A 23,346-nucleotide genomic window follows, 5' to 3' on the forward strand; every position below is an offset into this window, starting at 1 on the left:
GCCGGGCCGTAACTGTTTGCCATCGGCAAAAAGCCGGCCGCCGGCCATCCTACTTCGGATGGATTTTCCCCGCCACGACGTGGCCACGGCAATTCCATCGCTGGCTTAATGCGTTGCCGTATCGATGATCACGACATTCGACTAATCTCGCCAAGCGAGCGCGGTCGTCAGGATTTTTCGAGCCAGCCCTTGCGATAGAGGGCGGATGGCAAAACGCAAGGAGAACGTCATGTCAGATTTCAGGATTTCCCGGCGCGGCGTTCTGGCCGGTTCGGCCTTCCTGCTCGCTTCAACCGCACTGCCGGGCACGCTGTGGGCGCAGGCGCCGAAGCGGGGAGGGCGGTTGATCGTGGCGGCCGATTCCGAGCCGCGCAACCTCAACCCGGCGATCGTTGCTTCAAACGGCGTGTTCTTCGTTGCCAGCAAGGTCATCGAGCCGCTGGCCGAGGCTTCCTTTGACGGCAAGGACGGGCTGGAGCCGCGCCTGGCGCTCAGTTGGGAAGGCTCGGAAGATGGCCTGAGCGTCACCTTCAAACTGCGCGACAACGTGACCTGGCATGACGGCAAGCCGTTCACCTCAGCCGACGTCGCCTTCTCGGCGCTGCAGGTGTGGAAGCCGCTGCAGAATCTCGGCCGCGTCGTGTTCAAGGACCTCGAGGCGATCGACACGCCGGATGAGCACACCGCCGTGTTCCGCTTCTCCAAGCCGACGCCCTTCCAGCTCATCCGCAACGCGCTGCCGGCGCTGACCAGCGTTGTCGCCAAGCACATCTATGAAGGCAGCGACATCGCCGAAAACCCGGCCAACACCGCACTCGTCGGCACCGGGCCGTTCAAGCTCGCCGAACACAAGGCCGGCGAATATTACCGGCTCGAGCGCAACGACAAATACTGGAGCGAGGGCGAGCCGCATCTCGACGAGATCGTCTATCGCGTGCTGCCCGACCGCGCGGCGGCCGCCGGCGCATTGGAGGCCGAGGAAATCCACCTTGCCGCCTTCTCGGCCGTGCCGCTGGCCGACCTGGCCCGCATCTCCAAGGTGCCGGGCATCGAGGTGGTGACCAAGGGCTATGAGGGCCTCACCTACCAGCTCGTGGTCGAGATCAACCACCGCCGCAAGGAGCTGGCCGATCTCAAGGTGCGCCAGGCCATTGCGCACGCCATCGACAAGGATTTCGTCGTCAAGACGATCTTCCTCGGCTATGCCGCGCCCGCGACGGGGCCGGTGCCGCAGAACGACAAGCAGTTCTATACCAAGGACGTGCCGGCCTATGAATTGGACCCGGCCAAGGCCAATGCGCTTCTCGACGAGGCCGGTTACAAGCGCGACGCCGACGGCACGCGCTTCAAGCTGAAGCTGCTGCCCGCGCCCTATTTCAACGAGACAAAACAGTTCGGCGACTATCTGCGCCAGGCGCTGGCCGTCATCGGCATCGACGCCCAGATCGTCAACAACGATGCGGCAGCACACCAGAAGGCGGTCTATACCGACCACGACTTCGACCTCGCGGTCGCGCCGCCGGTATTCCGCGGCGACCCGGCCATCTCCACCACCATACTGGTGCAGAGCGGCATTCCCGATGGCGTGCCCTTCTCCAACCAGGGCGGCTACAAGAACGCCGAGATCGACGCGCTGATCGAAAAGGCCTCGCAGACCATCGAAGCGGACGCCCGCACCGAGCTCTACCGCGAGTTCCAGAAGAAGGTGGTGGAAGACCTGCCGCTGATCAACGTGGCCGAATGGAGCTTTATCACCGTCGCCCGCGACACGGTGAAGAACGTCTCCAACAATCCGCGCTGGGCGGTGTCGAACTGGGCGGACACCTGGCTGGAGAGCTGAGACGCTTGCAACGCCTTGCCGCGGGTGCTGAAGTCGCGTCGTGAAAAGCTCGTATCGTCTTTGCTTGTCCCGGCGGCTGAAGCGGCCGACATCGCCTGCGAATTCGCGGGTCGTTGAGTTATTTCCGGCACGACCTGGCACCCCCACTCCGTCTCGCCCTTTGGGCTCGGCACTTCCATCCAACTCTGCCCGGACAACTACTGTAGAAATGACCCCCACCCCTAACCCCTCCCCACAAGGGGGAGGGGGATTGTTTGACCGTGAAGGCCACTTCATTCAGCGGCGACCGGAACTGGACGGTGGTGTAGAAGAGTTCCGCTCCCCCTTGTGCGGAGGGGTCAGGGGTGGGGGTACAACGACGCCCGCAACCCGGGCGGAGCCTGCCCGCCCATGACCCGCGCGCTTCGCCTCCTGCGCCGGCGGCTGGTCGGCGCCATTCCGGTGCTGCTGATCGTCGTCATCGGCACATTCCTGCTGCTTGAGGCGGCGCCGGGCGACGCGGTGGACGCCTATGTCGGCATGACCGGCGGCGACGCCGGGCTGATCGCCGAACTCCGCCAGACATGGGGCCTCGACCAGCCGGCGCTGGCGCGGCTCGCGGCCTATTTCTGGTCGCTCGCGCATCTCGACCTCGGCCATTCGGTCACCTTCTCGCGGCCGATCCGCGACGTGATCCTAGAACGGCTGCCCAACACGCTGCTCCTCATGGGCAGCGCCACCGCGCTCTCCTTCGGCGTCGGCTCGTTGCTCGGCATCGCTGCCGGCGCGCGGCCGGGTAGCTTCCGCGACCGTTTTTTGTCCGTCGGTTCGCTGGCGCTTTACGCCGTGCCGGGTTTTTGGCTCGGGCTGGTGCTGACGGTTCTGTTTTCGGTGCAGCTGCGCTGGTTTCCTTCGAGCGGCATCGAGACAATCGCCTCGGGCAAGACCGGCTTTTCGCGCGCGCTCGACATTGCCCAGCACCTCGTGCTGCCGGTGACCGCGCTCGGCATCATCTATCTGGCGCTCTATCTGCGCGTCATGCGCGCCGGCATGGCCGAAATCTGGCGGATGGATTTTGTGCTGGCCGCCCGCGCCAAGGGCCTTTCCCGCCGCCGCATCGTCTGGCGGCATGTGGCGCGCAATGCGCTTCTGCCGCTCGTCACGATGCTCGGCCTGCAGTCGGCCGCCATGCTGGGCGGCAGCGTGGTCATCGAAAGCGTGTTCTCCATTCCCGGCCTCGGCCGGCTGGCGCAGGAGGCAGTGAGCTCGCGCGACACGCCGCTGCTGCTCGGCATCATCCTGGTCAGCGCCGTGCTGGTCATCCTCATTAATCTCGTGGTCGACATGCTCTATGCCGTGCTCGATCCGCGCGTCGGCGCGAGCGAGGAGAGCGCATGAGTTTTGGGCACCGCTTCCTGCGCACGCCCGAGGCGGTGGCTGGCGCGCTGATCCTTGCAGCACTTGTCGCCATGGCGCTGGCCGCACCATTGCTGTTTCCGCGCGATCCGCTGTCGATCGCCGGGCCGGCGCTTTTGCCGCCCTTCCAGGACTGGTCGCTGCCGCTCGGCACCGACCGGCTCGGCCGCGACGTGCTAGCCGAACTCTTTCACGGCGCGCGCACCTCGATTGCCGTCGGGCTTGCGGCAGCCGCAACCTCCATCGCCATCGGCGCGACCGTCGGGACGCTGGCTGGCTTCGCCGGCGGCCTGACCGACGAGGTGCTGATGCGCATCACCGACGCCTTCCAGACGGTGCCCGGCTTTCTGCTGGCGCTGGCCTTCGTCAGCGTCGTTGGGCCGTCACTTACCGTGGTGGTGATCGCCATCGCGCTCGGTGCCTGGACCGGCCCCGCGCGCGTTGCCCGCGCAGAGGTGCTCTCCATCCGCGAGCGCGACTATGTCGCCAGCGCCCGCGTGATCGGCATGCATCCGCTGGAAATCGCCTTTCGCGAGGTACTGCCCAATGCGCTGCCGCCGGTGCTGGCGCTGTCGTCCATCATCGTCGCGGGCGCCATACTCGTCGAAGCAGCACTCTCCTTCCTCGGCCTCGGCGACCCCAACCGCGTGACCTGGGGCGGCATGATCGCCGAAGGCCGCGCCGTGCTGCGCTCGGCACCCTTCCTGTCGATCATCCCCGGCATCGCGCTGGTGCTCACAGTGCTCGGCGTCTACCTCGCCGGCGAGGGTTTTGTCGAAGCCTCCGCCGCCAGGAAGCGCCAGTCATGAGCGTTCGTCTCGCAGTCGAAAAACTCGGCGTGAGCTATCGCAGCGGCGGTCGCGCGACCGAAGTTCTGAAGGACGTCTCCTTCGAGCTCCGCTCCGGCGAGCGGCTGGCGGTCATCGGCGAAAGCGGCTCGGGCAAGAGCACGCTGGCGCTGGCCATTGCCGCCCTGCTGCCGCAAGATTCGCGCGTTGACGGAAACATTCGCTGGCCCCAACTCGGGCGGCCGCCGGCCAATGGCCGCGACCTCGGTTTTGTCTTCCAGGACCCATCCTCCAGCCTCAACCCGGTGCTGACCGTCGGCGAGCAGATCGCCGAGGTGGCGCGCGCGCATCTCGGCATGGGCTGGCGAGAGGCATATGCGCATGCCGAAATGCTGCTCGGCCGCGTGCGCCTGCCCGATCCGCCTTCGGCGCTGAGAGCATTCCCGCACCAGCTTTCCGGTGGCCAGCGCCAGCGTGTGGCGATTGCCGAGGCGATCGCGGCCCGGCCGAGCCTGCTCATCGCCGACGAGGCGACCAGTGCGCTCGACACCATCGTGCAGGCCGAGATCGTGCGGCTGATCGAGGAGCTGGTGGCCGAGGACGGCATGTCGCTGATGTTCATCAGCCACGACATTGCGCTGGCCAGCCAGATCGCCGACCGCATCGCGGTGTTCCGGCACGGGCGGCTGGTCGAGATCGGGGAAGCGGGGCAGATCGTCGATGCGCCGCGCGAGGCCTACACCCAAACCCTGCTCGCCGCGCATATGGGGCTCGACACGCCGTCGCTGCTCGCGCCGGAGGCTGTCGCATGACCGCGCCGCTTCTCACAGCCACCAACCTCCAAAAACGCTTCGACAGCCGTGGCCGCGCGGTCGCCGCGCTGGACGATGTCAGCTTCGAGGTCGCGCCGGGCGAAACGCTGGCGCTGGTCGGCCCCTCGGGCAGTGGCAAGACCACAGCCGCGCGAGCCCTGATGCGGCTGACCGAGCTCGACGGCGGGGAAATCCGCTTCGACGGCGAGGATCTGCTGGCACTCGGGGGAGGGCGGCTGCGGGCCACCCGCGCCCGGCTGCAGATGGTGTTCCAGGACCCGCGCGCCGCCTTCAACCCGCGCGCCACCGTGGCGCGGGTGCTAGACGACCCGCTGCGCATCCACGGCATCGCGCCGCGCAGGGAGAGGCCGGAGGCAATTGCACAGCTTCTCCAGCGCGTCGCCCTGTCACCCGATCTTGCCAACCGCGCGATTCATGAGATTTCCGGCGGGCAGCGCCAGCGCGTCGCGATTGCCCGCGCCATTGCCACGCGCCCGCAGCTGATCGTGCTGGACGAAGCGGTGTCAGCGCTCGACGTTTCCGTGCGCGGGCAAATTCTTCAACTGCTGCTCGACCTGCAGCGCTCACAAAACATCGCCTATCTGTTCATCTCGCACGATCTCGGCGTGGTGCGGGCCATCGCCCATCGCGTCGCCATCATGGACAAGGGCCGGATCGTGGAGACGGGGAGGGCCGCCGAGGTGATCGCCGACCCACAATCGCTCACCGCGCAGGCGCTGGTGGCGGCTGCGCCGAAGCTCAGGCATCGCGCCTGACAAACCTTTGCATTTTGCCTGCACTCGCGGTCGTGCTAACCGGAAGCCATGGCACAAAAGAAAGCGCATGAAGTCGATTCCTGGCTGGCGCGGCCCGACCCGAAGGCCGTCATCGTCCTGATCTACGGGCCGGACCGTGGCCTGGTGGCCGAGCGCGCCCGCGCTTTCGCCGAAAAGACCGAGCTGCCGCTGGACGACCCCTTCACCGTGGTTCGCCTTGAAGGTTCGGAGGTGGAAAAAGAAAGCGGCCGCCTGCTCGACGAGGCGCACACCGTACCGATGTTTTCCTCGCGCCGCCTGCTGTGGGTGCGCAACGCCGCCGGTCAGAAGGGGCTGGCCGACGACGTGAAGGTGCTTTCCAAGGAGCCGCCGCGCGACGCCATCGTGTTGATCGAGGCCGGCGACCTGAAGAAGGGGGCGGCGTTGCGCACGGTGGTCGAGGGCTGTGCCTGGGGCATGGCGCTGCCCTGCTATGCCGACGAGGCGCGCAGCATCGACCAGGTAATCGACGACGAGATGCAGAAGGCGGGCATGTCGCTGACGATGGAAGCACGGCAGGCCCTGAGAAAAAACCTCGGCGGCGACCGGCTCGCCTCGCGCGGCGAGATCCAGAAGCTCGCGCTCTACGCCATGGGCAAGAGCCAGGTCGACCTCGACGACGTGAAGGCGATGATCGGCGATGTGTCCGGCATCTCCTTCGACGACGCCATCGACGCGGTGCTGGAGGGCAGGGTCGAGGCCTTCGACACCGTCTTCACCCGCCACACGCAGACCGGTGCGCAACCTTTCCTGATGCTGGCAGCCGCAATGCGGCAGTTGCAGTCGATCCAGCTCATGCGCGCTGCGATGGACAATAGCGGCGCCCGCAATGCCGCCGCGATCGTGGCGGCGGCGCGCCCGCCCGTCTTCTTCTCCCGCCGCAAGATCGTGGAGGGCGCGGTCGAGCGCTGGAACGGCCCGGCGCTCGCCCGGGCGCTGGTGCGATTGCAGGACGCGGTGCTGCAAACCCGCCGCAGGCCCGACCTTGCCGACGCGATCGCCCGCCAGGCGCTGCTTGGCATTGCAGTCGAAAGTGCGCGCCTGCGCCAGCGGCGCTGACTATATAGCTACTTGCCTCAAAACGACTTCAGGCGGACGACTGCTCGTCCGCCTGACGGAATTGTATAAGAATCAATAACTTAGATGGATAACAAAGCCTGAATATCAGGCTTTGAGCCGCCGGCACAGCTCATCGAGCTGCTCGAGGGTCTTGTAGCCGATGCGGAGCTCGCCGCCCTTGGCCTTATGGGCGATGGCAACGCGCATTCCGGTAACGTCGGACAGCAGCTTTTCGAGCGCCAGCGTGTCGGCATCCTTTTCGACCGGGGCCGAAACCTTCGCTTCCTGCACGACTTCCGGCGGCAGCTGCGCCAGCATTTCGGCCTGGCGGACCGAAAGGCCTTCCTCGACGATGCGCTTGGCCAGCCCGACCGGATCGGCCGCAGTGACCAGCGCGCGAGCATGGCCCGCCGACAGCTGGCCGTCGACCAGCATGTCGCGGATCACGTCCGGCAGTTTCAACAGGCGCAGCGTGTTGGCCACGTGGCTGCGGCTCTTGCCGATCACCTGGCCGAGGTCGGCCTGCGTATAATTGTGGTCGTCGATCAGTTGCTGATAGCCGAGTGCTTCTTCAATCGGGTTGAGATCGGTGCGCTGCACGTTTTCGATGATCGCCAGCTCCAGCGCCGTACGGTCATTGACGTCGCGGACGATGACCGGGATCTCGGCCAGACCGGCGCGCTGCGCCGCGCGCCAGCGTCGCTCACCTGCGATGATCTCATAGCGCCCGGCCTCGGCGGGGGAGGGACGAACAACCACCGGCTGGACGACGCCGTGCTCGCGGATGGACTGCGCGAGATCGGTGAGTTCCGCATCACCGAAATGGCGGCGCGGGTTGCGCGGGTTCGGCGCCACGAATTCGATCGGCACGTGCCCATCCGAGGACACGACGGGCTGCGCAGGAGCCGCCGGCTTGTCGATTTCGCCAATCAGTGCGGCGAGACCACGCCCGAGCCGCTTCTTCGAGATGTCTTCGTTCATGACCTATCCAGACTGTTTCGCAACCGAATCTATGCCGCCTTGAGCTTGCGTTCCTGCCGAATGACTTCGGAGGCAAGCTGCAAATAGGCCTGGCTGCCAGAGCATTTGAGATCGTAGAGGATGGCGGGCTTCCCATGCGACGGCGCTTCCGAAACGCGGACATTGCGCGGGATGATGGTTTCGTAGACCTTCTCTCCCATGTGAGCGCGCACATCCTCCACCACCTGGTTGGCCAGGTTGTTGCGGCCGTCATACATGGTCATGACGATCCCCTGGATGACCAGGTCGGGATTGATCGAGTTCCGAACCTGGTTGACCGTCTCCAGAAGCTGGCTGAGGCCTTCCAGCGCGAAGAATTCGCACTGCAGCGGCACCAGCACCGAGTGGGCCGCCGCCATCGAGTTCAGCGTCAGGAGGTTGAGGGAAGGGGGGCAGTCGATCAGCACATAGGAGTAATGTGCCGCCCGCTGCGAAGACGCGCGCACCGCATTGCGCAGGCGCAGCACCCGATCGGGCGCCCCGGCAATCTCCATCTCGACGCCCAGCAGATCGAGCGTCGATGGCACGATCGATAGGCCGGGCACAGCCGTGGCCACTGCGGCGTCCTCGAGCGTCATTCCGCCGGTGAGCACGTCATAAGACGAAACCGAACGATCGCGGCGGTCGATGCCGAGCCCGGTGCTGGCATTGCCCTGCGGGTCGAGGTCGACGATGAGCACCTGCTCGCCGATTGCCGCAAGCGCGGTGGCAAGATTGATGGCAGTCGTGGTCTTGCCCACGCCGCCCTTCTGGTTTGCCACGGTAATGATACGGGGACCGGTCATCATGATCATGCTTCTTTTGTGATCCTTGTTCGATGAACGCAATTCACACTCGACGCAGACTGGAAATCTCTAGGACGATACTCTGCGGATCGATCACGCTCTTGTGTTCTATCAGGTCGAAAGACCACAGTTGAGCGCTTTCTTCGAGCTCGGCCCGGTAATCCCGGCCTTTATGGAACAACGCCTTCGCGCCAGCCATCAGCCAGGGTGCGGAAAGCTGCAAAAGCAGTGGCAGCGGTGCCAGGGCACGCGCCGTGACCACTTCAGGCTGGCGAATCACCGCATAGGTGTCTTCGATTCGCTTGGCGTGAACGCGCGCAGGCAGGCCGAATTCGCCGCAAACCATCTGCAGGAAGGAGGCCTTCTTGCGGTTGCTTTCGACCAGATCGATACTGGCGCCCTCCCGCTCCATCAACAGAAAGCCGAGCACCAGACCCGGAAAGCCCCCGCCCGATCCGATATCGACCCAGCGTTTGGCATCGGGGGCAAGGCGGGCAAGCTGCGCGCTGTCGAGGATATGGCGCTGCCACGTGTCGTCCAGAGTGGAGGGCGCGGACAGATTTATGCGCGCTGCCCATTTCCGGAACAGGGTTTCGAAAGCCTGCAACCGCTCGAACGTTTCACGTGAAACAGGCCCGGCCACCTGGCAAAGCTCATCAAAGGCAGCCAAAGTCACGCCGCACCCTTCCGCTGCTGCACACTTTCCGCGTGACGCACATGCGCCACGATGATCGCCAGCGCCGCCGGCGTCATGCCATCTATACGCTGAGCGTCCGCCACCGAGCGCGGCCGGCGCTCGCGCAGCTTCTGCTTCAGTTCGTTGGACAGGCCCGGAACCGAATCGAACTCCAGGCCAGCCGGAATCAGACGCTCTTCTTCCCTGCGGATCTGCACGGCGTCCGCACTCTGCCGGTCGAGATAAACGGCGTAACGAGCCTCGATCTCCAGCGCCTCGGCAGAACGCGCATCAAGGGCGCCAAACTGCGGCCAGACCTGCGCCAACCGCTCCAGAGTGACATCGGGGTAGGAGAGAAGGTCGTAAGCCGATCGCCGCACGCCATCCATGTTGACTTCGAAACCGTGGCGGCGTGCCTCATTAGGCGTCACGCTGATCGACTTGGCCGTTTCTCTCGCGTGATCCAGCCGCTGGGCAATCTCGTGGAAGCGTGCCGAACGGGCTTCCCCGGCAATCCCCAGTGCCATCGCCTTCGGCGTCAACCGCTCGTCGGCGTTGTCGGCGCGCAGCGAGAGGCGGAACTCCGCGCGCGAGGTGAACATGCGATAGGGTTCGGTGATACCGCGGCTGGTCAGATCGTCGATCATCACGCCGATATAGGCTTCCGTGCGGCTGAACACGACACCCTCACCGCCCGAAGCTTTCCGCGCCGCGTTCAACCCGGCCAGAAGCCCTTGCGCGCCAGCCTCCTCATAGCCCGTCGTGCCGTTGATCTGGCCGGCGAGGAACAGGCTGCTGACGCGACGGGTTTCTAACGTGAGCTCGAGCTCGCGCGGATCGACGTGGTCGTATTCAATCGCATAACCCGGCTGCAGCATCTTCGCCTGCTCGAGACCGGGTATGGTCTTCAGGAGATCAAGCTGCACGTCTTCGGGCAGCGAGGTTGATATACCATTGGGGTAGACCGTATCGTCGTCCAGCCCTTCCGGCTCCAGAAATATCTGATGCCCTTCACGGTCTCCAAACTTGACGATCTTGTCCTCGATAGATGGACAATAGCGCGGACCAATGCCTTCGATATTGCCGGAATACATCGCCGAGCGGCCAAGGTTCTGGCGTATCAGATCATGGCTCGCCGACGTGGTGCGGGTGATGCCGCAGTCGATCTGCGGGTTGGCGATCTTGTCGGTCATCAGCGAGAAGGGGACCGGCACTTCGTCTGCCGCCTGACAGTCCAGGGACGCCCAGTCGATGGTGCGGCCGTCCAGCCGCGGCGGCGTGCCGGTCTTGAGGCGGCCGAGCTTGAAACCCGCACGGGTCATGGTGACCGACAGGCCGACGGAAGCCTGCTCGTTCATGCGGCCGGCGGGGAAATTACGCTCGCCGATATGGATCAGGCCGCGCAGGAATGTTCCGGTGGTGAGCACCACCGCCCCGCAGTTCAGGCGCCGGCCGTCGGCCAGGATGACGGCTGTAACCCGGCCTTCGGCGATGTCCAGGTCGAAGACCTCGCCCTCGACGACCTCCAGATTTTCTTGTTTGGCCATCGCCGCCTGCATGGCGAGGCGGTAGAGCTTGCGGTCGGCCTGGGTACGCGGACCGCGCACGGCAGGGCCCTTCTTGCGGTTGAGGAGGCGGAACTGGATGCCTGCGGCGTCGGCCACGCGGCCCATCAGGCCATCCAGCGCGTCGATCTCCCGCACGAGGTGCCCCTTGCCCAAGCCGCCAATGGCCGGGTTGCAGGACATCACGCCGATGGTGTCCGCGCTCAGCGTGACCAGCGCCGTGCGGGCGCCCGCGCGGGCGGCTGCGCTGGCTGCTTCGCAGCCCGCATGGCCACCGCCGACAACAATCACATCGTAGCTGCCGTTCATATATCTCTCCGGAACACGACCTCTCAATGTTGGTGTTCGCCTCAGGAGTCAAGGCAACTGGGCGTAATTTTGTTTCACGTGAAACACAGAGTGAAGCGAAGCCGGTGTTTCACGTGAGTCATTTCATGTGGAGAAATGTTTCACGTGAGTCACCCCGGCCGGTTGTGTTTCACGTGAGTCATTTGCCGATGCAGAATTGCGAAAAGATGACGTCCAGAAGGTCTTCGGTGTCGACCGCACCGGAGATACGGCCGAGGCGATCGGAGGCAAGGCGCAAGTTTTCCGAACGGAGCTCGAGCTGGTCCACGGGCAGGGCGAGGGCTGCTTCGAGGTAGTCTGTTGTCTTCGTGAGCAGGTCGATATGGCGCTGGCGTGACGGCAGCACGTCGGCCACGTCGCCCACTGCCGTCACGGCGCGCGCGGTGATCATGTCCAGCAGCGAATCGACGCCGGCACCGGAAGTGCTGGAAACCAGGCAGTCGAAACCATCCGGCTTAGCCGCCGCTGGCAGAAGATCAGTCTTGGTGCCAATCCGCAGGGTTGGGGCGGTGCTTTCCGTATCGGGTATCCGGTCGGGAGTGGTGACATCTTCCAGGTGGAGGATGAGGTCGGCAGTTCGCGCCCGCTCCAATGCCCTGCCGATGCCGATCGCTTCCACCTTGCCCGGGGCCTCGCGAATGCCGGCAGTGTCGGTGAGCCGCACTTTCACGCCGTCGAGATCGAGGACCACTTCCACCAGGTCGCGCGTGGTGCCCGGCTCGTCGGTGACGATCGCCACGTCACGACGCGCAAGCATGTTCAAAAGACTCGACTTACCAGCGTTGGGCGCGCCGATGATGACGACATCAAAGCCGTCGCGGATAATCTCGGCGCGATGAAAGCCCTGCACATGGCGGCGAATCTCGTCGATCATGGCCCGCACATCTGCCCACACGGTCGAGGAGACCGAACCGGGAATGTCGGCCTCGTCGGCAAAATCCATTTCGGCCTCGATCATGGCCCGAGCATGAATCAGCCGATGGCGCCAATCGAGATAGACCCCGCTTTGCCGGCCTTCGGCGTTCAGCACCGCAAAGCGCCGCTGTGCCTCGGTCTCAGCGGAAACCAGATCAGCGAGGGACTCGGCCTCCAATAGATCGACCTTGCCGTTGAGAAACGCTCGCCGCGTGAATTCGCCGGGCTCGGCCAGGCGAAGCCCCTCCAGCGATGTGAGGGCTTCGGTCACGGCCTGGACAACGGCGCGTCCGCCATGGGCATGAAACTCCGCGGAATCCTCTCCGGTAAAACTGGCCGGGCCGGGGAAGAACAGCGCAATACCTTGATCCAAAAGTCTGCCGTCGGGGGCGTGGAAAGCAGTGAAGCGGGCGCTGCGCGGGGAGGGTACTTTCCCAAGCATCGTTTCGAGAGCGAATCGAGTCTGCGGACCAGAAATACGGATGACCGCGATGCCGGAAGGCAGTCGACCGCTGGACAGGGCTACGATGGTATCCTGGAATATCATTTGCTCGCGTTTCCCTTGCGCCCTAATCTTCCAATTGCAACTGTTTGCGTGAGGTGCACATCTTGCCGCTGCCGGCCGAAAATCTTCTGTCCGAAGAAACCAGCCCCTATCTGCGCCAGCACAGCCACAATCCCGTGCACTGGCGAGCCTGGTCGCCAGAGTCGCTGGCTGAGGCCATTGAAACCCAGAAGCCGATCCTGCTGTCGGTCGGCTATGCAGCCTGCCACTGGTGCCACGTAATGGCGCATGAGAGCTTCGAGAGCGAAGATATCGCCGCCGTCATGAACCGTCTGTTCGTCAATATCAAGGTCGATCGCGAGGAACGGCCCGACATCGACCAGATCTACATGGCCGCCCTGACCGCGATGGGTGAGCAGGGCGGCTGGCCACTGACCATGTTCCTGACCCCCGATGCCAAGCCGTTCTGGGGCGGCACCTATTTTCCGAAAGAGACGCGCTACGGCCGCCCTGGTTTCATCCAGGTGCTCGAGGCAGTGAACAAGGCGTGGCAGGAGAAGAAGGAAAGCCTGACCGCAAGCGGCGAGCAGTTGAAATCGCACATCGCGGGGCGTCTGGCAGCCAGCCATGCGCCGGCGCAACTCTCCGATACCCAACTTGCCGCGCTTGCAGACGGCATCAACGGGATGATCGACCGCGAGGCCGGCGGATTGCGCGGCGCACCGAAATTCCCCAACGCGCCATTTATGCAAACGCTGTGGCTGAGCTGGCTGAAGAACGGCGCAACCGAGCATCGCGATGCCGTGGCCGGAAGTTTCGAGCACATGCTGCGCGGCGGCATCTACGACCATGTCGGCGGCGGGCTCGCGCGCTACTCCACGGACGCCGAATGGCTGGTGCCCCATTTCGAAAAGATGCTCTACGACAATGCGCAGCTGCTGCGGCAGGCCAACTGGGTCTTCGCCGCAACCGGAAATGAATTGTTCCGGGTACGAATCGAACAGACGGCGAATTGGCTTTTGCGCGAAATGCGCGTGGAAGGCGGGGGCTTTGCTTCAAGCCTCGATGCGGACAGCGAGGGCGAAGAAGGTCTGTTTTACACCTGGAACAAGGCCGAGATCGAAGCCACTCTCGGCAGTGACGCGCCCGCCTTCTTCGAAAGCTTCAGCCTCGCCCAGCCACCAAATTGGGAAGGCAAGCCGATCATCCACCAGACGCCGGACCAGAACCGGCATGAGCTGCAGCATCGGCAGGAAGTCGCCCACCTGAAACAGCAGCTGCTTGCCGCTCGCGAGAAACGCGTGAGACCCGGCCGCGACGACAAGGTTCTGGCCGACTGGAACGGGCTGCTCATCACTGCACTTGCCGAATGCGGTCGCGCGCTGTCGCGCCAGGAATGGATCGCGGCGGGGGAGGCTGCCTTCGATCTCGTGATCTCCCATGCGGATGCAGACGGGCGCCTGCCGCATTCCATCCTTGGCAGCCGCGCACTCTATCCGGCACTCTCCAGCGATTATGCCGCGATGGCCAATGCCGCGATCGCCCTTTACGAGGCGACGGGCAAGCTGGCCTATGTCGCGCAGGCAAAACGCTTCGTGGCGGAACTCGACCGCTGGTATCTGGATGGCGAGGGCAACGGCCATTTTCTCACCGCCTCCGATGCCACCGACGTGCCGATCCGCATTCGCGGCGACGTGGACGAAGCCATCCCTTCCGCAACCAGCCAGATCATCGAGGCAATGACGAGGCTGGCAAGCGTAACCGGTTCGGTCGAACTTCAGGACAAGCTTTGGCGTGTCGCCGAGCATGCCGCCGGCAGGGCGAGCCGCCAGCAATTCGGACAGGCTGGGATCGTCAATGCCTGCGCGCTGGTGCTGGCACCAATGAAGCTGGTCATGGTGGACGATCCAGCCGCGCCGAGATTCGTTCCGGAAGCGAATCGATACCCGGACCCAAGGCGAGTGGATATCTCAATCCCGGTGGGCGAGGCCGACGACCTGCCCAACCTGCCCGGCGGCACCTATCCGTCAACGAAACAGGCCGGCGCATATATTTGCACCGGCCCGCTCTGTCTACCTGTCATTTCCGATCCTGCGGAACTCGAACGCCGTCTGCGCGGGGAAGTATAAACCCGAAGGCTTCCGCCGATGCCCATCCCAGTGGGGCCGAAGCGTCGCTGCCTCGGCCATGCTGGAACCGCGCCTGGCGAGCACCCGGTCAGGTGTTCATCGAATCGAAGAAATCGCCGTTGGTTTTGGTCTGCTTGAGCTTGTCGATGAGGAACTCGATCGCGTCGGTGGTTCCCATCGGCGCCAGGATGCGGCGCAGAACGAAGATCTTTTGCAGGTCCTGACGCGGCACCAGCAGGTCTTCCTTGCGCGTTCCGGACTTGAGGATATCGATGGCCGGGAAGATGCGCTTGTCGGCCACCTTGCGGTCGAGCACGATTTCCGAGTTGCCGGTACCCTTGAACTCTTCGAAGATCACTTCGTCCATGCGGCTGCCGGTGTCGATCAGCGCGGTGGCGATGATGGTCAGCGAACCGCCTTCCTCGATGTTGCGCGCCGCGCCGAAGAAGCGCTTGGGGCGCTGCAGCGCGTTGGCATCGACACCGCCGGTCAGCACCTTGCCGGAGGACGGCACGACAGTGTTGTAGGCGCGGCCGAGGCGCGTGATGGAATCCAGCAGGATGACCACGTCGCGGCCGTGCTCTACCAGGCGCTTGGCTTTCTCGATGACCATTTCGGCCACCTGCACGTGGCGGGCGGCCGGCTCGTCGAAGGTCGAGGACACGACCTCGCCCTTCACCGAGCGCTGCATGTCGGTCACTTCTTCCGGACGCTCGTCGATCAGGAGAACGATCAGGTAGCATTCCGGATGGTTGGTGGTGATCGAATGCGCGATGTTCTGCAGCAGAACGGTCTTACCGGTGCGCGGCGGCGCCACGATCAGGCCGCGCTGGCCCTTGCCGAGCGGCGCCACCAGGTCGATGACGCGCGGCGAGATGTCCTTGGTGGTCGGGTTGTCGACTTCCATCTTGATCCGCTCATTCGGATAGAGCGGGGTCAGGTTGTCGAAGTGGATCTTGTGCCGGATCTTCTCCGGATCGTCGAAATTGATGGTGTTGACCTTGAGAAGGGCGAAATAGCGCTCGCCCTCCTTCGGGCTGCGGATCGGGCCTTCGACGGTGTCGCCGGTCTTCAGCGAAAAGCGACGGATCTGCGAGGGCGAGATGTAGATGTCGTCCGGGCCCGGCAGATAGTTGGCATTGGCCGAGCGCAGGAAGCCGAAACCGTCCTGCAGCACTTCGACCACGCCGTCACCGATGATCTCGACATCCTGGGCCGCCAGCTTCTTGAGGATGGCGAACATCAGCTCCTGCTTGCGCATGACGCTGGCGTTCTCGACCTCCAGCGACTCGGCGAAGGCAACGAGATCGGTCGGTTTCTTGTTCTTGAACTCCTGGAGTTTCATTTCCTGCATGGACGGACTCTGAAAGGGGGATCGGGGAGAAAGATATCGACGAATGCGATGGAGTGCCGGGCGCGACCGTTATGTCAGCAAGGAAGGCGCAGGCGGGAAGGAAGAATCGTCTTTTATCTGCCCCCGTGACAAAGGGCAAGGCACCTTTTGATAAGGATTTAAGGCGTCAGAACGGTTTTACAACCACCAGAATGACGATGAGGATCATCAGCACGGTGGGAATCTCGTTGATCATCCGCCAGTGCCGGGCAGCCCTGGTGTTCCTGTCCTGGGCAAAACGGCGCACCGAGGCGGAGAGGTAGCCGTGCACGCCCGACATCAGCACAACCAGCGCGATCTTGGCGTGCAGCCAGCCGCCGTGGAAAGCAAAACCCTTCCAGGCAAGCCAGAGGCCGAAAACCCAGGTGACGATCATGGCCGGATTGATGATGGCCCGCAGCAGGCGGCGCTCCATCACCTTGAAGGTTTCCGACTGCACCGAGCCCGGCTCGGCGTCGGCGTGATAGACGAACAGCCGCGGCAGATAGAGCATGCCCGCCATCCAGGAGATCACCGCGATCACGTGAATGGCCTTGGCCCAGAGATAGAGATTATCGGGCGCAAAGTAGAACAGCAGCGCGGTCAGAACCACGAAGATCGCAATTGCCGCGGCCGCCCGCTGCATCGCCTTGGCTCCGCTGGTCTCGGGCGTGTTCGTCGCGCTCATCGTCCGGAAAAGCTCCTCACCTGGCGGACCATCGCCTCGACATGCTCGATCGGCGTATCCGGCGTGATGCCGTGGCCGAGGTTGAAGATAAGCGGGCCCTTGCCCAGCGCGTCGAGAATGGCGCTGACGCCCTCGGACAGTGCCCGGCCGCCGGCAACCAGGCGCAGCGGATCGAGATTGCCCTGCACGGCGCCGCCCGCCTGCAGCTGGCGCGCCTGCGACAGCGGCACGGTCCAGTCGAGGCCAAGCCCCGCAACCTGCGTCTTCTGCCTGTAGCTGTCATAGCGGGTGCCGGCGCCCCGCGGGAAGGCGATTACGGGCACGTCGGGGTGAACCGCATGAACCCTGCGCACGATCTCGGCCACCGGCTTCACGCACAACGCCTCGAAGGTGGCCTCGTCGAGAATGCCCGCCCAGGAGTCAAAGATCTGGACCACGTCGGCGCCCGCCTCGATCTGGCGGATCAGATATTGCGCGGAATAATCCACCAGCACCGCTAGCAGGCGTTCCATCGCTTCCGGATGGCGGAAGGCGAACAGCCGCGCGGGCGCCTGGTCGGGCGTGCCGTGGCCGGCGATCATATAGGTCGCCAGCGTCCAGGGGGCGCCGCAGAAGCCGATCAGGGTGGTTTCCTGGGGCAGTTCCGCGCGCAGCCGCCTTACCGTCTCGTAGACCGGCGCCAGCCGCTGGTGGAAGCTCGAGCCGTCGAGCCTGTCGACGTCGGCAGCGCTCATCGGCGTCATCAGCGGGCCGCGCCCCTCTTCGAAGCGGAGGTCGCGCCCGAGCGCATGCGGAACAACCAGAATGTCGGAGAACAGGATCGATGCGTCGAAGCCGAAGCGCCGGATCGGCTGCAAGGTCACTTCGACCGCGAAGTCGGGGTTGTAGCACAGGTCGAGGAAGCCGCCGGCCTTCTTCCTGGCCTCGCGGTATTCCGGCAGATAGCGGCCCGCCTGGCGCATCATCCAGAGCGGCGGCGGGAAAACCGGTTCGCCTTTCAGGACATCCAGCATGGCGCGTCTTGTCGTCATGAAGCTTCGTTCTCCCGGTTCTTCTAAAAAATATAATTTCTAAGAGAGAAGAGTCTTCTGATTATTAGACTCTGTTGGAATCGAGAATTGCCACTTATCCACCCGAGCGGCCCGAGCGCCAGAAAGCATAATGTCGCGCTTTCGGCGGTGTGGATTGGACAAGTCTGGGGATTATCCGAATTGAGCCCAAGATTACAAGGGCTTGCGGAGTCGACGATTTGGGGCCGATTGGTGATCGGGCGATGGTGGTCAGACTTATCCCCATTCTCATCCCCGGCGCGGATTCCGAACTGACAGCGGGGCGAATTGTGGACAAGTGGCTATCTGATACAGTCTCAACCCACAGGGGGGCCCAAAGGTCCCCCTTTATCCACATTTGACCACAGACCCGGGCGACTCTTGTGAACAAACCCCAGAGCTTCTTCCATCTCCACCTGATCTCGGACGCCACCGGCGAGACGCTGCTGGCCGCGGGGCGCGCGGCTTCCGCGCAATACAAGGATGCCAGGGCCATCGAGCACATCTATCCGCTGATCCGCACCGAGAAGCAGTTGATGAAGGTGTTCGACGATATCGAGGAAGAGCCGGGCATCGTGCTCTACACGGTGGTGGACCAGAAGCTTGCCCGCATGATCGACAGCCGCTGCGCGGCCATGGGCCTGCCCTATGTTTCGGTGCTGGAGCCGGTGCTGTCGGTGTTCCAGTCCTATCTCGGCACGCCGGCCGGGCGGCGCGTGGGCGCGCAGCATGTGCTGGACGCCGAATATTTTAGGCGCATCGATGCGCTGAACTTCACCATGGAGCATGACGACGGCCAGCTTCCGAGTGACATCGAGGAAGCCGATATCGTGCTGATCGGCATATCGCGCACCTCCAAGACGCCGACCAGCATCTATCTGGCAAATCGCGGCATCAAGACCGCCAATGTGCCGATCGTGCTGGGCGTGCCGCTGCCGCCAAGCCTCATCCATGCCAGGAAGCCGCTCATCGTCGGCCTGATCGCCACCGCCGAGCGCATATCGCAGGTGCGCCAGAACCGGCTTCTGGGCACCAGCGCAGGCTTCGACTCGCAGACTTATATCGATCGGGCCACCATTGCCGAAGAACTCGCCTATGCCAGGCAGATCTGCACTCGCCACAACTGGCCGATGATCGATGTCAGCCGTCGCTCCATCGAGGAAACGGCCGCCGCGATCGTTGCCCTGCGCAGCAGGACGCGTTAGAGCGGGGCGCCTCTCGCTTGAACCGGCCTCGTGCCCTAAACTTTTGTTTTGCTGCATGATCTTTTCGGCGGGTGAAACGCTGCCAAGGATCGTGCTTCGGGCGGGGCGATCGGTCGGCCAACAGGAGAAGCCGCATGGCGGAAAAGATCATCTTGGCGTCGGGCAGCCCCTTCAGGAAGGCGCTCCTGGCAAATGCTGGCGTGGAGTTTTCGGCCGTTCCGGCCGATTTGGACGAGCGGGCGCTGGAGGCGCCGCTGGAAAAAAGTGGCGTGACGCCGGAAGAGGTGGCGCTGATATTGGCCGAGGCCAAGGCGCTGCATGTCAGCGAAAAGCATCCCGGCGCGCTGGTCATCGGCTGCGACCAGACGCTGTCGCTGGAAGACCGCATCTTCCACAAGCCCGCCGACATGGAAGCTGCGCGGCGGCATCTTTTGGACCTTTCCGGCCAGACGCATCAGCTCAACAGCGCTGTTGTTCTGGTGCGCGACGGCAAGCTGTTGTGGAGCGCGGTGCCGGTGGCGCGGCTGACCATGCGCAAGCTCGAACCCGCCTTCATCGGCCGGCACCTCGCCAAGGTGGGCGCCAAGGCGCTGTCGAGCGTCGGCGCCTATCAGATCGAGGGCCAGGGCATCCAGCTTTTCGAGAAGATCGAGGGCGATTATTTCACCATTGTCGGGCTGCCGCTGCTGCCGCTGCTCGAGGAACTGCGCAAGCTTGGAGCGATAGATGGCTGAGACTGAAACGAAGGCTTTCGTCTGCGGCCACCCCATCGCTCATTCGCGTTCGCCCAAGATCCACGGCTTCTGGCTGAAGGCCAACGGCCTCGCCGGCACCTACACCGCCATTGACGTCGCGCCCGAGAAGTTCGGCGACTTCCTGACGGGGCTGGCGGCGCAAGGCTTTGCCGGCGGCAATGTTACCATTCCGCACAAGGAGGCCGCCTTTCGCCTGGTCGACCGCCGCGACGAGGCCGCCGAAGCCATCGGCGCGGTGAACACGGTCTGGTTCGAAGATGGTCAGCTTTGGGGCGGGAACACCGACGCCTATGGCTTTGCCGAAAATCTCGACGAAAATGCACCCAGTTGGGACCAGACCGATGCGGCACTGGTGCTGGGCGCGGGCGGCGCCGCGCGCGCCATCGTTCATGCGCTGAAGCTTCGCGGCATCCGCAACATCCGCATCGTCAACCGCACGGTCGCGCGGGCCCAGGAACTGGCCGACAGCTTCGCCGCTGGCGTTTCGGCGCATCCGCTGGCGGCGGCAAGCGAGTTCCTGCCCGAGACGGGGCTTCTCATCAACACCACCTCGCTCGGCATGCATGGCAACGAAGAGCTGCCGGTCGATCCGTCGGCCTTGCCCGACAGCGCCGTGGTCACCGACATCGTCTATGTGCCGCTGGAAACGCCGCTTCTGGCCGCGGCCAAAGCGCGGGGGCTGAAGACGGTGGATGGCCTCGGCATGCTGCTTCACCAGGCGGCTCCCGGCTTCGAGCACTGGTTCGGCATCCGCCCGGCGGTGACGGCCGAACTGCGCGATCTGGTCGTGGCCGACCTGGGTGCCGCCAGATGATCGTGCTCGGCCTGACCGGATCGATCGGCATGGGCAAATCGACCGCGGCGAAGATGTTCGCCGAAGCCGGCATTCCCGTGCACGATTCCGACGAAGCGGTGCATCGCCTCTATGCCGGGGCGGCCGCCCCCCTGGTGGAGGCTGCGTTCCCCGGCACGGTGCGCGATGGCGTGGTCGACCGCACGGCGCTTGCCGGCAAGGTGCTCGGCAATTCCGAGGCGATGAAGAAACTGGAATCCATCATCCATCCGCTGGTGCGCGCCGATGCCGACGCCTTCCTGGCGCGGCATCGCGCTGCCGGGGCGCCGCTGGCGGTGCTCGACATTCCGTTGCTGTTCGAAACCGGCGGCCGCGACCGCGTCGACAAGGTGGTGGTGGTGAGCGCGCCGGCCGACGTGCAGCGCGTACGGGTTCTGCGCCGTCCGGGCATGACCGAAGAGAAATTCGCCAGCATCCTCGCGCGGCAGGTTCCCGACGCCGAGAAACGCGCCCGCGCGGATTTCGTGATCGACACCGGACACGAGCTGGATCACACGAGAGATGTCGTGCGGCAGGTCGTCGCCGCTGCGCTCGCGGACGAAAAATCGTAATACCGGCGCCGCCGCTGCCGCCGCACGGCTCGATGAGGCCGTGCTCTTTTCGACGGTAGCGGCTGCGAAATGAGAAAAACGCGGCGGGATGTGGATATGATCCGCCACACTGCCGCTGCATGGAGTGATTCGTTGCGCGAAATCATTTTCGATACGGAAACGACAGGCCTGGATTCCCGCGAGGACCGCATCATCGAGATCGGCGCGATCGAACTGGTCAACCGCTTCCCGACCGGCCAGACTTTTCATGTCTACATCAATCCGCAGGGCAAGCAGGTGCATCCCGACGCGCTGGCCGTGCACGGCATCAGCAACGAGCGCCTGGCCAACGAGCCAACCTTTCCGGAGATCGTCGAACAATTCCTGGCCTTCTTCGAAGGCGCCAAGCTGATCGCTCACAATGCCAGCTTCGACATGGGTTTCATCAATGCTGAGCTGGCGCGGCTCGGCCATCCGGCGATCGACGACGAAAGGGTGATCGACTCGCTGGTGCTCGCCCGGCGCAAGCACCCGATGGGGCCGAACTCGCTCGACGCGCTGTGCCGGCGCTATGGCATCAACAACAGCCACCGCACATTCCACGGCGCGCTGCTGGACTCCCAGCTACTGGCCGAGGTCTATATCGAGCTGATCGGCGGCAAGCAGGCCGCGCTGGTACTCGAGGCGAGTACCGATCTGGGGCCGGTCGATAGCGGCGGCGCGCAGATAGACTTCGTGATCGCGCCGCGCCCGGAGCCGCTGCCCTCGCGCCTGAGCGAGGCCGAACTTGCCGCCCATGCACGGCTGGTGGAAGGGCTTGGCGAAAAGGCGATCTGGCGCAAGCTCGACAATCCGGCCGAAGGCCAGGAAGCAGCGCTGGCATAGGTTTCGAGCCGAAGGCCGGCTTAAACAGACCGCCAAAAGAAACCCGGCGCGAGGCCGGGTTTTTTTTACGAAAGCGATGAGACCGTGTCTTAGACCGGTTTTGAAGCATGATCTTGTCCGAAAAGTCTGCAACTTTTCGGGATCATGCTTTAGCTGACCTGCACCTTGGCGGCAGCCTGGTCTTCGGCGATCTTCTGCTGGAACATCTGCGCGAAGTCGATCGGGTCGAGCATCAGCGGCGGGAAGCCGCCATTGCGGGTGGCGTCGGCGATGATGTGGCGCGCAAACGGGAACAGCAGGCGCGGGCACTCAATGAAGAGCAGCGGCAGCATGTGCTCCTGCGGGAAGCCCTCGATCTTGAACACGCCGCCATAGACCAGCTCGACGTTGAACAGCACGTCACTGTCGAAGGCAGCCTTGGCCGAGAGCGTCAGGTTGACGTCGAATTCCGTTTCCGACAGCGGATTGGCGTTGACGTTCACATTGATGTTGATGCCTGGGGCCTTGTCGCGGCCGCGCAGCGAGTTGGGCGCGCCCGGGCTCTCGAAGGACAGGTCTTTCACATACTGCGCGAGTACGTTGAGTGTGGGCTGCACGCTGGTGCCGTTTCCGTTGCCCACCGGCTGGTTCTCATTGTTGGCCATCAGCCATTTCCTCTTCCATTCAGCCGCCCGGCGGCCCGGATTGAAATCGAGCGTTGGCTAGCATGGCCTTTATGTCAAGACAAGGTTTTGCGCAGAAGCGCGCAAACAGCCTCACTCGTCGCGGATCTGCCGCCAGGGCGAGCGCGGATCGGTCCCGCGGGAATAGTCGTCCTCGTCGAGATCGATGGTCTTGCCGTCGCCCGGCCGGCGCGAAAAACCGCCCATGAAGCCATAGTCCACGGTGAAATCGATGCGCCGGCGCAGGAAATTCCAGCCCAGGTCGCGCACCGGCGGCAGGAAAAGCAGGATGCCGATGATGTCGGTGAAAAAACCCGGGATAAGCAGCAGCAAGCCGGCCAGCATGATCATCACGCCATGCGCCAGCTCGCGGCTGGGGTCCCGGCCCGCCGCCACCTCGTTGCGGATGCGCGCCATGACGCCGAAGCCTTGATGGCGCAGCAGCATTCCGCCGGCCACGCTGGTGGCAACGGTGAGTGCGAGGGTGGGAAACACGCCGATTTGACGGCCTACGATGACGAAACCGGCGATCTCGATCAACGGAAGCAAAAGCAGGAAGAAGGGGAGGGAGGAGACGCGCACTGACCAGCCTGTGTTAGATTGCCCGCAAAATGCCTGCACTCATGCTGGCACATTATACGATAGATAGGTATGCATGCCTTTAATTTGAATGCGGGCTGCCCGCGTTCTATATG

22 protein-coding genes are annotated in these 23,346 nt (G+C 64.0%); 12 read left to right on the forward strand and 10 right to left on the reverse strand.

Annotated elements, in window-relative coordinates; translation table 11 throughout:
* The first annotated feature begins 229 nt into the window (after window positions 1–229).
* From ABLE86_RS09695 to holA, 6 genes are all read left to right on the forward strand, one after another.
* Complete coding sequence (locus tag ABLE86_RS09695) at window positions 230–1,840, forward strand: ABC transporter substrate-binding protein (protein ID WP_348778743.1); 1,611 nt, start codon at window positions 230–232, stop codon at window positions 1,838–1,840.
* A gap of 390 nt (window positions 1,841–2,230) precedes the next feature.
* A complete protein-coding gene (locus ABLE86_RS09700; RefSeq protein ID WP_348778744.1) occupies window positions 2,231–3,217 on the forward strand; it encodes an ABC transporter permease in 987 nt (328 codons plus the stop codon).
* A complete protein-coding gene (locus ABLE86_RS09705; protein ID WP_348778745.1) occupies window positions 3,214–4,044 on the forward strand; it encodes an ABC transporter permease in 831 nt (276 codons plus the stop codon). The genes ABLE86_RS09700 and ABLE86_RS09705 overlap by 4 nt, the downstream gene beginning before the upstream one ends.
* Entirely contained in the window at window positions 4,041–4,835 is a 795-nt protein-coding gene (locus tag ABLE86_RS09710) for an ABC transporter ATP-binding protein (RefSeq protein ID WP_348778746.1), read from the forward strand. Before ABLE86_RS09705 ends, ABLE86_RS09710 begins: the two co-directional genes overlap by 4 nt.
* Window positions 4,832–5,611, forward strand: coding sequence for an ATP-binding cassette domain-containing protein (locus ABLE86_RS09715; protein ID WP_348778747.1), 780 nt, complete (start codon window positions 4,832–4,834; stop codon window positions 5,609–5,611). The genes ABLE86_RS09710 and ABLE86_RS09715 overlap by 4 nt, the downstream gene beginning before the upstream one ends.
* 48 nt (window positions 5,612–5,659) lie before the next feature.
* On the forward strand, window positions 5,660–6,709 hold the full coding sequence (gene holA / locus ABLE86_RS09720; RefSeq protein WP_348778748.1) for a DNA polymerase III subunit delta: 1,050 nt from the start codon (window positions 5,660–5,662) through the stop codon (window positions 6,707–6,709).
* A gap of 105 nt (window positions 6,710–6,814) precedes the next feature.
* Here the strand turns inward: holA and ABLE86_RS09725 are convergent, their stop codons facing one another.
* The 5 genes from ABLE86_RS09725 to mnmE form a co-directional block, all read right to left on the reverse strand.
* Entirely contained in the window at window positions 6,815–7,690 is an 876-nt protein-coding gene (locus tag ABLE86_RS09725) for a ParB/RepB/Spo0J family partition protein (protein ID WP_348778749.1), read from the reverse strand.
* A 29-nt stretch (window positions 7,691–7,719) separates the two neighbouring features.
* Window positions 7,720–8,517, reverse strand: a complete 798-nt coding sequence (locus ABLE86_RS09730) for a ParA family protein (RefSeq protein ID WP_348778750.1) — start codon at window positions 8,515–8,517, stop codon at window positions 7,720–7,722.
* 40 nt (window positions 8,518–8,557) lie between these two features.
* The gene (gene rsmG, locus ABLE86_RS09735) at window positions 8,558–9,190 is read right to left on the reverse strand and encodes a 16S rRNA (guanine(527)-N(7))-methyltransferase RsmG (protein ID WP_348778751.1); all 633 of its coding nucleotides are present in this window, start codon (window positions 9,188–9,190) and stop codon (window positions 8,558–8,560) included.
* Window positions 9,187–11,064, reverse strand: coding sequence for a tRNA uridine-5-carboxymethylaminomethyl(34) synthesis enzyme MnmG (mnmG, locus tag ABLE86_RS09740; RefSeq protein WP_348778752.1), 1,878 nt, complete (start codon window positions 11,062–11,064; stop codon window positions 9,187–9,189). The genes rsmG and mnmG overlap by 4 nt, the downstream gene beginning before the upstream one ends.
* A gap of 178 nt (window positions 11,065–11,242) precedes the next feature.
* Entirely contained in the window at window positions 11,243–12,565 is a 1,323-nt protein-coding gene (mnmE, locus tag ABLE86_RS09745) for a tRNA uridine-5-carboxymethylaminomethyl(34) synthesis GTPase MnmE (protein ID WP_348778753.1), read from the reverse strand.
* A gap of 62 nt (window positions 12,566–12,627) precedes the next feature.
* On the opposite strand from mnmE, the gene ABLE86_RS09750 reads away from it, so the two are divergent.
* On the forward strand, window positions 12,628–14,652 hold the full coding sequence (locus ABLE86_RS09750; protein ID WP_348778754.1) for a thioredoxin domain-containing protein: 2,025 nt from the start codon (window positions 12,628–12,630) through the stop codon (window positions 14,650–14,652).
* Window positions 14,653–14,740: 88 nt separating this feature from the next.
* Here ABLE86_RS09750 and rho read toward each other — a convergent pair whose 3' ends face one another.
* The 3 genes from rho to hemE all read right to left on the reverse strand — a co-directional run bounded on the left by rho (window position 14,741) and on the right by hemE (window position 17,743).
* Window positions 14,741–16,006, reverse strand: a complete 1,266-nt coding sequence (rho, locus tag ABLE86_RS09755; RefSeq protein WP_348778755.1) for a transcription termination factor Rho — start codon at window positions 16,004–16,006, stop codon at window positions 14,741–14,743.
* A gap of 166 nt (window positions 16,007–16,172) precedes the next feature.
* Window positions 16,173–16,712 carry a protoporphyrinogen oxidase HemJ gene (gene hemJ / locus ABLE86_RS09760; RefSeq protein WP_348778756.1) on the reverse strand — a complete coding sequence of 180 codons (540 nt, stop codon included), beginning with the start codon at window positions 16,710–16,712 and terminating at the stop codon, window positions 16,173–16,175.
* On the reverse strand, window positions 16,709–17,743 hold the full coding sequence (gene hemE / locus ABLE86_RS09765) for a uroporphyrinogen decarboxylase (protein ID WP_348778757.1): 1,035 nt from the start codon (window positions 17,741–17,743) through the stop codon (window positions 16,709–16,711). Before hemE ends, hemJ begins: the two co-directional genes overlap by 4 nt.
* Before the next feature lie 401 nt (window positions 17,744–18,144).
* Between hemE and ABLE86_RS09770 the strand changes: the two genes are divergently transcribed.
* From ABLE86_RS09770 to dnaQ, 5 genes are all read left to right on the forward strand, one after another.
* Window positions 18,145–18,966, forward strand: a complete 822-nt coding sequence (locus ABLE86_RS09770) for a pyruvate, water dikinase regulatory protein (protein ID WP_348778758.1) — start codon at window positions 18,145–18,147, stop codon at window positions 18,964–18,966.
* Between the two features lie 134 nt (window positions 18,967–19,100).
* Window positions 19,101–19,700, forward strand: a complete 600-nt coding sequence (locus tag ABLE86_RS09775; RefSeq protein ID WP_348778759.1) for a Maf-like protein — start codon at window positions 19,101–19,103, stop codon at window positions 19,698–19,700.
* The gene (locus ABLE86_RS09780; protein ID WP_348778760.1) at window positions 19,693–20,535 is read left to right on the forward strand and encodes a shikimate dehydrogenase; all 843 of its coding nucleotides are present in this window, start codon (window positions 19,693–19,695) and stop codon (window positions 20,533–20,535) included. Before ABLE86_RS09775 ends, ABLE86_RS09780 begins: the two co-directional genes overlap by 8 nt.
* Window positions 20,532–21,125: a dephospho-CoA kinase gene (gene coaE, locus ABLE86_RS09785; protein ID WP_348778761.1), complete on the forward strand. Its 594-nt coding sequence runs from the start codon at window positions 20,532–20,534 to the stop codon at window positions 21,123–21,125. Before ABLE86_RS09780 ends, coaE begins: the two co-directional genes overlap by 4 nt.
* Window positions 21,126–21,257: 132 nt before the next feature.
* Window positions 21,258–21,989 (forward strand): DNA polymerase III subunit epsilon, encoded by a 732-nt coding sequence (dnaQ, locus tag ABLE86_RS09790; protein ID WP_348778762.1) that lies wholly within the window; start codon window positions 21,258–21,260, stop codon window positions 21,987–21,989.
* A 149-nt stretch (window positions 21,990–22,138) separates the two neighbouring features.
* Here the strand turns inward: dnaQ and secB are convergent, their stop codons facing one another.
* Together secB and ABLE86_RS09800 are read right to left on the reverse strand one after the other, a co-directional pair.
* Window positions 22,139–22,633 carry a protein-export chaperone SecB gene (secB, locus tag ABLE86_RS09795; protein WP_348778763.1) on the reverse strand — a complete coding sequence of 165 codons (495 nt, stop codon included), beginning with the start codon at window positions 22,631–22,633 and terminating at the stop codon, window positions 22,139–22,141.
* A gap of 111 nt (window positions 22,634–22,744) precedes the next feature.
* Window positions 22,745–23,233 carry an FxsA family protein gene (locus ABLE86_RS09800; protein ID WP_348778764.1) on the reverse strand — a complete coding sequence of 163 codons (489 nt, stop codon included), beginning with the start codon at window positions 23,231–23,233 and terminating at the stop codon, window positions 22,745–22,747.
* Window positions 23,234–23,346: the final 113 nt, after the last annotated feature.

The organism is Mesorhizobium sp. KR2-14 (assembly GCF_040049255.1).
Taxonomy (GTDB): Bacteria; Pseudomonadota; Alphaproteobacteria; order Rhizobiales; family Rhizobiaceae; genus Pseudaminobacter.